Source organism: Planomonospora algeriensis, from assembly GCF_977012225.1.
Genome location: NZ_CDRNDK010000379.1, coordinates 1 through 6,269 on the forward strand (window position 1 = coordinate 1; position 6,269 = coordinate 6,269).

6 protein-coding genes are annotated in these 6,269 nt (G+C 73.9%); 1 reads left to right on the forward strand and 5 read right to left on the reverse strand.

The window, feature by feature from the left end:
• Window positions 1-36 precede the first annotated feature (36 nt).
• Together ACWJ6R_RS27950 and ACWJ6R_RS27955 are read right to left on the reverse strand one after the other, a co-directional pair.
• Entirely contained in the window at window positions 37-1,350 is a 1,314-nt protein-coding gene (locus ACWJ6R_RS27950) for a dicarboxylate/amino acid:cation symporter (RefSeq protein WP_449065087.1), read from the reverse strand.
• Between the two features lie 350 nt (window positions 1,351-1,700).
• Window positions 1,701-2,741, reverse strand: coding sequence for an LLM class F420-dependent oxidoreductase (locus ACWJ6R_RS27955; RefSeq protein WP_449065088.1), 1,041 nt, complete (start codon window positions 2,739-2,741; stop codon window positions 1,701-1,703).
• 176 nt (window positions 2,742-2,917) lie between these two features.
• Here ACWJ6R_RS27955 and ACWJ6R_RS27960 point away from each other — a divergent pair, with 176 nt between their 5' ends.
• Window positions 2,918-3,826, forward strand: a complete 909-nt coding sequence (locus ACWJ6R_RS27960; RefSeq protein ID WP_449065089.1) for an endonuclease/exonuclease/phosphatase family protein — start codon at window positions 2,918-2,920, stop codon at window positions 3,824-3,826.
• Window positions 3,827-3,919: 93 nt separating this feature from the next.
• Here the strand turns inward: ACWJ6R_RS27960 and ACWJ6R_RS27965 are convergent, their stop codons facing one another.
• From ACWJ6R_RS27965 to ACWJ6R_RS27975, 3 genes are read right to left on the reverse strand one after another with little or no spacing between them, the layout of a single operon-like run.
• Window positions 3,920-4,519, reverse strand: a complete 600-nt coding sequence (locus tag ACWJ6R_RS27965) for a nucleotidyltransferase family protein (RefSeq protein ID WP_449065090.1) — start codon at window positions 4,517-4,519, stop codon at window positions 3,920-3,922.
• Window positions 4,516-5,640, reverse strand: a complete 1,125-nt coding sequence (locus ACWJ6R_RS27970) for an XdhC family protein (RefSeq protein ID WP_449065091.1) — start codon at window positions 5,638-5,640, stop codon at window positions 4,516-4,518. The genes ACWJ6R_RS27965 and ACWJ6R_RS27970 overlap by 4 nt, the downstream gene beginning before the upstream one ends.
• Window positions 5,633-6,130: a VWA domain-containing protein gene (locus tag ACWJ6R_RS27975; protein ID WP_449065092.1), complete on the reverse strand. Its 498-nt coding sequence runs from the start codon at window positions 6,128-6,130 to the stop codon at window positions 5,633-5,635. The genes ACWJ6R_RS27970 and ACWJ6R_RS27975 overlap by 8 nt, the downstream gene beginning before the upstream one ends.
• Window positions 6,131-6,269: the final 139 nt, after the last annotated feature.

A 6,269-nucleotide genomic window follows, 5' to 3' on the forward strand; every position in this document is an offset into this window, starting at 1 on the left:
GGCCGGGACGCGGGCCGTATGGCCGGCGCGGAACCGCTAGACCAGGGCGGGCTCGGGGGCCCGGGAGCCCGCGTCCCGGCCCTCGCGCGCCACGGCGGGCGGCTCCTCCAGGGACTGCGGCGGGGCGTTCAGGACGCCCTCGTCCAGGCGCCCCTCCGACCTGGCCACCAGGACCGGGACGACCATCTGGCCCGCGACGTTGGTGGCGGTGCGGATCATGTCGAGGATCGGGTCGATGGCCAGCAGCAGGCCGACCCCCTCCAGCGGGAGGCCGAGCGTGCTCAGGGTCAGGGTGAGCATCACGATCGCGCCGGTCAGGCCCGCGGTGGCGGCGGAGCCGACCACGGAGACGAACGCGATCAGCAGGTAGTCGCCGATCCCCAGCGGGACGCCGAAGACCTGGGCCACGAAGATCGCGGCGAGCGCCGGGTAGACCGCGGCGCAGCCGTCCATCTTCGTGGTGGCGCCGAACGGCACCGCGAAGGAGGCGTAGTCGCGGTCGACGCCGAGGCGGTCGACGGTGACGCGCTGGGTCAGCGGCATGGTGCCGACCGAGGAGCGGGAGACGAAGGCCAGTTCGATGGCGGGCCAGGCGTTGCGGTAGAAGGTGAGCGGGCTCACCCTGCCGGCCAGGGAGAGCAGCGCCGGGTAGATCACCAGCAGGACCGCGAGGCAGCCGAGGTAGACGCCGGCGCTGAACTTGGCCAGCGGGGCCAGCAGGTCCCAGCCGTAGGTGGCCACGGCCTTGCCGATCAGGCCCGCGGTGCCGATCGGGGCCAGCCGGATGACCCACCACAGGGCCTTCTGGACCAGCTCCAGGACGGAGCGGCTGAACGCGAGGAACGGCTCGGCCTTCTCACCGGCCGCCATCGCGGCGGCGCCGAGCACGATCCCCAGGAAGACGATCTGCAGGACCTTGACCTCGGTGAAGGCGGTGACGATGTTGGTCGGGACGATGCCGGTCAGGAAGTCGGTCCAGGTGCCGGCACCCTCCAGGTCCACGGCCTTGGCGCCGTCGAGGGCGACGGTGACGCCCCGGCCCGGGCCGATCAGCAGGCCGAGGCCGATGGCGACGGCCACCGCGGCCAGCGAGGTCGCCATGAACCAGCCGAGCGTCTTGCCGGCGAGCCGGGCGGCCCCGTTGACGTTGCGCAGGTTGGCCACGCTGACCACGACGGCGGTGAAGACCAGCGGCGGGACGGCGAGCTTGAGGAGCTGGACGAAGGTCGAGCCGACCTGGGTCAGCGCGGTGGTGAGCCAGGCGACCTCCCCGGCGCGGGCGGCCAGGCCGAGGGCGACGCCGGCGGCGAGGCCCAGCAGGAGTTGCAGGGAGAAGGAGAATCTCTTCACGAACGTGACTTCCGAGAAAGGGCATGCCGGAGCGGACACGGTCATGCGGGGTGAGGAAAAGGACTCGAAGGCGCGTTCTAGCGACAGAGATCGCCGTTGAGGCGGCACAGGTCGACGTGGAGCCGCTCGACCAGCCGCACGGACGTCAGGGAGAACCTCACGGAGGGTTGGAACGCCTCCCCCTGCGGGGGCATTCCTCCCGTCCGCGTGAGAGGTGCCACAGGGCTCCGCCGTGGGCCCGGGCCCGCGGGAGAGGCCCGGGCCCCGCGAGAGAGACTCCGGCCCGCGAGAGAGGCCCGGAGCCGCGGGCGGGTCAGCGGGCCCGGCCGCGACCGGGGCCCGCGGGCGCGTCAGGAGGCGAGCTCCCTGACCTTCTCGATGAGCCGGATGCGCTCGTCGTGCGTGCGGCCGAGCGGGGTGACGTTGATCGTCGTCACGCCGGACTCCCGCATCGCCTGGAGCCGGTCGCGGACGAAGCCCTCCGAGCCGATCAGCGACATCGACTCCAGCAGCTCCTGCGGGACGAGGGCGGCGGCCTCGTCCTTCTTCCCCGACAGGTAGAGCTCCTGGATCTGCTCGGCCTCCTTCTCGTAGCCGTAGCGGCGGGCGAGGTCGTTGTAGAAGTTCTTGCCCTTGGCGCCCATGCCGCCGATGTAGAGGGCGGCCATCGGGCGGCCGAGCTCCAGCCAGCCCGAGACGTCCTCGCCGATGGCGAGGCTCGCCTGGGCGATGACGTCCAGCTCGCCGAGCTCGGGGGCGCGCTTGGCCTTCCCTGCCGCGATCGAGGCCCCCCAGACGTCGGCGGCCTTCTCCGGCATGTAGAAGATCGGCTCCCAGCCCTCGGCGATCTCGGCGGCGAGCTCGACGTTCTTGGGGCCGATGGCGGCGATCACCACGGGGATGCGCTCGCGGACCGGGTGGTTGATGAGCTTGAGGGGCTTGCCCAGGCCGGTGCCCTGGTCGGCGGGGAGCGGGATCGTGTAGTGCTTGCCCTGGTGCTCGACGCGCTCGCGGCGCCAGACCTGGCGGCAGATCTCGATGACCTCGCGGGTACGGCCGAGCGGCGCGGTGTACGGCACGCCGTGGAAGCCCTCGATGACCTGCGGCCCGGAGGCGCCCAGCCCGAGGGTGAAGCGGCCGTCGGAGACGTAGTCCATGCCCGCGGCGGTCATCGCCAGCAGGGTCGGGGTCCGCGAGTAGACGGGCAGGATGCCCGAGGCGATCTGCAGCCGCTCGGTCCTGGCCGCGATGTAGCCCATCTGGCTGACCGCGTCGAAGCTGTAGGCCTCGGCGACGAAGACGATGTCGAGACCGGCCTTCTCGTAGTCGGCCAGCTCGGCCACCGTCTCCTTGAAGCCCCCCGAGTAGTTCAGGGCCATACCGATACGCATCGTGAGATCGTCCTTCCGCACGCCGACGAAACCGAATGTTGTTCCGTTGTCTCCGCAACAAAGGCTATCGACTCCGCCGCCTGGCACCAACCCCGGGCCCGGGGCGAGTACCCTACGCGTTCCGGGGCATGGAACGCCTTTCCCCAACGACGGACGGACGGCGGACGAGGAGCGGTGTGCTGAGACGGGTGATCGCCGCGGTGGTGGTGGCGGTGGCGGTTGCGGTGTCCCTGGTGCTCGGCGGGCACGGGGCGCTGCCGGAGTTCGGCGGGTTCACCCCCGTGCTGGAGAGCCTGCTCCCCTGGCTCGGGACCACCGTGCCCGTCCTGCTGCTCGGCGCGCTGCTGGCCAGATCCCGGGCGGCGGCCGCCGCGGTCCTGCTCCCCGCGGCGGTGTGGGGGGTCGTGTTCGGCCCCGCCCTGCTGCGCACCGCGCCGGGCGGCCCCAGCGACCTGTCCGTGGCCACGCTCAACGTGGGCGTGGTCAACGACTCCTCCGGGCTGGCCGTGCGGACCGTCGCCAAGGGCCGGGACCTGTTCGCCGCCCAGGAGCTGACCCCCGGCGGCCCGGCGGCCGCGGAGCTCGACACCCTCTTCCCGCACAAGGTGCAGATCAGCACGGTCGGGCTGTGGAGCCGCTTCCCCATCGTCGAACGGAGCCAGGCCGACATCGGCCTGGACTGGGTGCGGGCGCTGCGGGCCGTGGTGGAGACCCCCAAGGGGAGGGTGACCGTCTACGTCGTGCATCTGGCCTCGGCCCGCCCTGGGGAGACGGCCCAGCGCGACCGGACGCTGGCCCACGCCCGGCGGCTCGTCGACGCCGACGACAGCGAGCGCCTGCTGCTGCTCGGCGACCTCAACACCGCCACCACCGACCGCAAGCGCGCCGACCTGGTCCCGCCGCTCCTCGACGCCCAGGAGGAGGCCGGGACGGGGTTCGGATTCACCTGGCCCGCCTCGTTCCCGGTCACCCGCCCCGACCACATCCTCTACCGGGGACTCACCGCGACCAGCGCGGGCGTCGAGCCCGCCGCCGGCAGCGACCACCGCGCCGCGGTCGCCTCACTGCGCATATCGCGACGCTGACGCGTCGCGGCTCGGGGGCCGGTAACCGCCGTCTTCCCTCGTCACGTGCTCGCTTCGCTGCGCGCGCTCCTCAGTCCAGACGACGGAGCCCCCTCACTGCGCATATCGCGACGCTGACAGTCTTTCCAGGTCGGCGGGGGTGTCGATGTCGGCCGGGTCGCCCAGGTCGTCGCAGGGCACCTCGACGACCAGCCCGGGGTGGGCGCGGAGGAACGGCCGGGCTCCGACGTCGCCCTCGGCGAGCCGCGCGACCTCCGCGAAGTGCTCCCGGGCGATCAGCACCGGATTCCGCCGCGCGCCGCCGTAGGTGGCGACCGCGATCGGGGCGCCGTCCAGCCCCGCCCGGACGAGCCGTCCGACCACCGCCGCCCCGATGAGCGGCTGGTCCACCAGCGCCACCACCACGTGCCCGGCGTCCGGGGGCAGCACCTGCAGGCCGGTCCGGAGCGACGAACCCATCCCGGACCGCCAGCCGGGATTGCGCACGGCCACGGCTCCGCGCACCTGCGCGGTCGCCGCGCCGAGCACCACCACCACCGGATGGCAGCCGCCGTCGCGGAGCGTCCGGATCCCCCGGTCCACCAGCCGTTCCCCGCCGAACTCCACCAGGGCCTTCGGCCTGCCCAGCCGCGAGCCCGACCCGGCCGCCAGCAGCAGCCCCGCGCATTCTCCTCCCCCGCCGCCCGGGCTCACGCGCCCTCACCGCGACCCTCATCGCGGCCGTCGCCGTGGATGCGGCCGGATCCGCCGGTGAGCGGCCGGCCCGAGCCGCCCCAGCGGAGCTGGATCAGCTCGGCGGCGATGGAGACCGCGGTCTCCTCGGGGGTCCGGGCGCCCAGGTCCAGGCCGATCGGCGAGCGGAGCCGCGCCAGCTCGGTCTCCGTCAGCCCTGCCGCGCGCAGGCGCTCCAGCCGGTCGGCGTGGGTACGGCGCGAGCCCATCGCCCCGACGTAGCCCGCGGGGGTGCGCAGCGCCACCTCCAGCAGCGGGACGTCGAACTTGGGATCGTGGGTGAGCACGCAGACCACGGTCCGCTCGTCCACCGCGGCCGAGGTCAGGTAGTCGTGCGGCCACTTGACGATCACCTCGTCGGCCTCGGGGAAGCGCTTGGCCGTGGCGAAGACGGGCCGGGCGTCGCACACCACCACGTGGTAGCCGAGGAACTTCCCGATCCTGGCCACCGCGGCGGCGAAGTCGATCGCCCCGAAGACCAGCATGCGGGGCGGCGGGGCGAAGGAGTGCACGAAGACGGACAACTCGTCGAGGCGCCGCTCGCCGTGCGCGCCGTACCGCCTGACACCGGTGAGTCCCTGCGCGAGCATGCCCCGCACGTCGTCGTCGACCGCCTCGTCCAGCCGGGCCGGTCCCAGCGAGCCCGACGAGCGGTCCGCCCAGACCACCCGGCGGGCCCCGATCCGACCGGGACCCGACAGCACGGTCGCCACCGCCACCGGCTCGTGCCCGCGCACCGAGGCGGCGATCTCCCCCAGCTCGGGGAAGGTCCGCCTGGAGACCGGCTCCACGAACACGTCGAGGATGCCGCCGCAGGTCAGGCCGACCGAGAACGCGTCATCGTCGCTCACGCCGTACCGCTGCAGGACCGGCGTGCCGGAGGCGACCACCTCGCCCGCCAGCTCGTAGACGGCCCCCTCCACGCAGCCGCCCGAGACGCTGCCCTCGGCCTCCTCGCCGAGCACGGCCATCGACGCGCCGGGCGGGCGGGGCGCGCTGCGGAAGGTGGCCACCACGGTGGCCAGCCCGAAGGTCTCCCCCGCCTCCCACCATCGGACGATCTGCGACAGCACGTCACGCACGGGCGCCTCCCAGCAGCCGGGCCAGTTCCTCCAAGGCGGCCAGGCTGTGCCCCGCCACGAAGTCGTCGATGTACGGCCAGGCGGCGCGCATCCCGGCGGTGAGCGGCCGGTAGCCCTCCCGGCCCTTGTGCGGGTTCGCCCAGACCACCCGGTGCGCGGTCCGGGACAGCCGGGCCATCTGGGCGCCGAGCAGCGAGACGTCGCCGCGTTCCCAGCCGTCGGAGGCGATCACCACGGTCGCGCCCCGGGCGTCGCCGCCGCGCAGCAGCTCCCGCAGCTCCTCCCCCAGCCGGGTCCCGCCGCTCCAGTCGGGGATCGCGCGTGAGACGGCCTCCATCGCCCGGTCCGGGTCGCGGTGGCGCAGCTCGGCGGTGAGCCGGGTCAGGCGGGTGCCCGCGCTGAACACCTCGGTGGCCCGGGGCTCGGACCGGACCAGGGCGTGGGCCAGCCGGAGCAGGGTGTCGGCGTAGGGGGTCATGGACCCGCTCACGTCCACCACCAGCACGACCCGGCGGGGCCGGGTCCTCCTGGTGCGGCGGTGCAGCCGGGCGGCTCCCCGCCCCGGCGCAGGGCCTCGCGCACCGTCCGCCGGACGTCGAGCCGCCCCCGGCGCGCCGGTCGGTGCTGGA